This is a genomic window from Nonomuraea cavernae, from assembly GCF_014646355.1.
Classification (GTDB): domain Bacteria; phylum Actinomycetota; class Actinomycetes; order Streptosporangiales; family Streptosporangiaceae; genus Nonomuraea; species Nonomuraea cavernae.
On the sequence record NZ_BMNH01000032.1, the window covers coordinates 81721 to 84560 of the forward strand.

General features: G+C 63.1%; 6 protein-coding genes. 4 read left to right on the forward strand and 2 right to left on the reverse strand.

The features are described 5' to 3' along the window. Both IEY82_RS33510 and IEY82_RS33515 read left to right on the forward strand, forming a co-directional pair. A partial coding sequence (locus IEY82_RS33510) for a hypothetical protein (protein WP_229697762.1) occupies positions 1 to 289 on the forward strand: 289 nt, incomplete at its 5' end. A gap of 65 nt (positions 290 to 354) precedes the next feature. Beyond that, entirely contained in the window at positions 355 to 513 is a 159-nt protein-coding gene (locus IEY82_RS33515; RefSeq protein ID WP_189128280.1) for a hypothetical protein, read from the forward strand. Positions 514 to 610: 97 nt separating this feature from the next. On the opposite strand, the gene IEY82_RS33520 is transcribed toward IEY82_RS33515, so the two are convergent. Together IEY82_RS33520 and IEY82_RS33525 are read right to left on the reverse strand one after the other, a co-directional pair. Further along, positions 611 to 892 (reverse strand): hypothetical protein, encoded by a 282-nt coding sequence (locus IEY82_RS33520; protein WP_189128281.1) that lies wholly within the window; start codon positions 890 to 892, stop codon positions 611 to 613. A 1-nt stretch (position 893) separates the two neighbouring features. After that, the gene (locus IEY82_RS33525) at positions 894 to 1376 is read right to left on the reverse strand and encodes an ATP-binding protein (RefSeq protein WP_189128282.1); all 483 of its coding nucleotides are present in this window, start codon (positions 1374 to 1376) and stop codon (positions 894 to 896) included. A gap of 215 nt (positions 1377 to 1591) precedes the next feature. Between IEY82_RS33525 and IEY82_RS33530 the strand changes: the two genes are divergently transcribed. Further along, positions 1592 to 2413 carry a helix-turn-helix domain-containing protein gene (locus tag IEY82_RS33530; protein ID WP_189128283.1) on the forward strand — a complete coding sequence of 274 codons (822 nt, stop codon included), beginning with the start codon at positions 1592 to 1594 and terminating at the stop codon, positions 2411 to 2413. Further along, positions 2338 to 2625: a DUF397 domain-containing protein gene (locus IEY82_RS40455; RefSeq protein WP_189128284.1), complete on the forward strand. Its 288-nt coding sequence runs from the start codon at positions 2338 to 2340 to the stop codon at positions 2623 to 2625. Before IEY82_RS33530 ends, IEY82_RS40455 begins: the two co-directional genes overlap by 76 nt. Positions 2626 to 2840: the final 215 nt, after the last annotated feature.

The following is a 2840-nucleotide window of genomic DNA, read 5'->3' on the forward strand; positions in this document are numbered from 1 at the left end:
CGGCACCAAACGCCTGGACGTGCTGATCCGCTGGCCCCACACCAGCCCGGACGGCGAACGACTGCTCCAACGGGAGGCGATGGAACTGAAGGTCTGGCGGACCGGCAAAGACGACCCACTGCCCGACGGCCTCACCCAACTCGACGGATACCTCGACCGGCTCACCCTCACCACCGGCGTACTAGTGATCTTCGACCGGCGCCCCGAAGCCCCGCCCTGGAAGGAACGAGGCACGTTCGAGCGGGCGACCACCCCGTCCGGCCGCCAGGTCACCGTTCTGCGCGGATAGCGGCGTGGCACGCAGCGGTTCGGATCGGTGTCGCCGAACTGAAAGCGCGGGCCGCGCGTAAGCGAATGTCTCTGTCCGCGTACGTGGCCGACCTCCTCACCGAGGTCGCCGCCACTCCAGCCCCCGACACGATCAGAGGACGACTGGAGGCCCTCCGGACGCTGGGCGGCGGTGCGAGTCATGACGACGTCGTCACCGAGATACGAAAGATCCGCGAATCTTGATCGTCTTCGACAGTCCGGCGCTGGTCGAAGCCCTGGCTGGAGACTCCCCTGAGCGCTACGTCCAGGCCGCGGACGCGCCGATATCTCTGTACGGGGATCAGCGCGCTTCGCCGCACAGGATCTGCGCGAAGATCCGTATGGCGGTCGCGGTCAACGTCCACGAGGTCTCGCGTACGGTCTGCTTCGCGCGGTCGGTGCGGCAGACGAAGCTCAGGCCGGCGGCGGCGCACAGCTCGTAGATCGTTTCGCGGCATTCGCAGGTGTGCAGGATCACCCGGATGCGCGACGCCCGTGGGTTGGGTTCGTACCAGGTCAGCTTGACGTGCTCGGCGGTGGGCGGCTCGACGTGCGGGCCGTGGAAGTCGGGGATCTTCGGCATGTCACGGGTTCCTTCCATCGAAGATCTCGACGAGGTTCCCGGGTGCGCAGTCGAAGCGGGCCGACTGGACGGGAAGCTCGAACCACACGGTCCGACCGAACCAGCGCCTCTTCACCCCCCAGTTCGCCGCCAGGGTCGCCAAGATGAGCAGCCCGCGCCCGCTGGTTCCGTCGGGGTCGGCGCGGAGTCGCGGCCCCGACCACCACCCCTGGTCCATCACCTCGACACGGACCCGCCCGGCGCCGAGCCACATACGGACCCGAAATGAGCCTTTGCGCCATCGTCCAGAAAATGTGTGTTTTATCGCGTTAACGGCTAGCTCTGTCGCGAGAAGGCGCACATTGTCCACCAATTCTCCGTCGTCAGCCGCTTCAGGAAGCTCGATCACAAGCCATCGAGACACATAAATGCGGACGTCACTTACAATTTCTGGACGTCCGGGGAATCGCAGCTCGCCGATAACCTGCATGTCGAGTGCCGCCACGTTGACCGCCTATGCCCAGTTTGAGAATTATGCATGCCAGCAATGACCCAGCGGAGGTTCTGCCATACGAGCGATGGGTGGATCGATTTCCTTGAGGCACTCCACAGACTGCCTGCAAGTCGCTACTTTGTCTTTGAAAACATTCCCAGAGTGATCCCAGACTTTTACTGCCACCAAGCCAGAGAGCTGGGATCGGCCTGGCGACGGGAGCAGAGATGCCAGCACCCAAAGAGCTCGATCCAACCGCCAGTCCAGCAGCGCGTTTCGGCGCAGAACTACGCAAATACCGATATGCCGCTAAATTGACTCAAGAGCAGCTCGCGGACCGCATCGGCTACAGCAAGAGCCGCATCGGCAACGTGGAACGCGGCGACGAGAAACCCACGCGGGAGTTGATCAATCTCTGCGAGAAGGCGTTGGATCTCGACGGCGTTCTCCTCACCCACTGGCCCGCCATCAGCGGCAACCAGGTACCCCAGTGGTATCGGCAGTGGCCTGCGATCGAGCGAAGAGCTGATCAGATCATCAGCGTCGCCCCCCTCATCATGCCGGGGCTGGCACAGACCGAGGAGTACGCTCGCGCTATCTTCGCTGGCGAACCGGACGCGACGCCTCAGCAGATCGAGGAAGCCATCCAGGCCCGGCTGGAACGGCAAACCATCTTCACCCGTCCCGCACCGCCCCAATACCTCGCTGTCATGGACGAAGGCATCCTGTATCGTCCGATTGGAGACAACTCGGTGACCCGGCGCCAACTAGAGCATCTGGTCACTATGGCCGAGAACAACTGGTTCAGCGTCCAACTCATCCCGTACGAGGCCCTGTGCACAGCAGCGCTGGTGGGGCCGATCGTTCTGGCCCAGGAGGATGGAGTGCCGATCGCCGCGTACGTCGAATCAGCCCTCCATGGTCGCGTCGTCGACAAACCCGATGAGATCAAACGACTCGTGGGCCGACTCGAATGCGTACGAAAAGCGGCGCTTCCCGAGTACCTGTCGATGCAACGGATCAAGGAGAGAGCGGCGTCGTGGAATTAAGCGCACACATCACGAGAGAAATCGCGGATCCTGCAGGATGGGTCACCGCGTCCAGCGGTCAGGGTGGCGAGTGCCTGGAGGCAAAGCAACTATCCGATGGCCGCGTCGCCTTGCGCGACACCGAGCAACCTGATGCCGAGCCGTGGGTTCTCCGCCGGGCGGTCTGGGACAAGTTCGTAGCCGGCGCAAGGAACGGCATCTTCGACTTCTAGCATCCCGACAATGCGGCCCCCAGGCGATCGCCTGGGGGCCGTCTTGCTGTGGAATGCGACCTCATTTGGGCTTGTCCAGTAGGAGAGGCTTGAGCTGGCGGCGAGCCGCCTCTAGATCGCTGATGTGAAATTCGGTAATCGGCTGCGGGCGTGACGAAGGGCGTCCATGGTCGGTGTGTGAAGACAGACTTGGACGCCCTTCTGATCGCACTCTA

What these genes read in the sequence shown, in the direction of transcription:
- IEY82_RS33515 (WP_189128280.1), top strand. Translation starts at nt 355, where the DNA reads ATGTCTCTGTCCGCGTACGTGGCCGACCTCCTCACCGAGGTCGCCGCC.
- IEY82_RS40455 (WP_189128284.1), top strand. Translation starts at nt 2,338, where the DNA reads ATGCGTACGAAAAGCGGCGCTTCCCGAGTACCTGTCGATGCAACGGAT.
- IEY82_RS33530 (WP_189128283.1), top strand. Translation starts at nt 1,592, where the DNA reads ATGCCAGCACCCAAAGAGCTCGATCCAACCGCCAGTCCAGCAGCGCGT.
- IEY82_RS33520 (WP_189128281.1), bottom strand. Translation starts at nt 892, where the DNA reads ATGCCGAAGATCCCCGACTTCCACGGCCCGCACGTCGAGCCGCCCACC.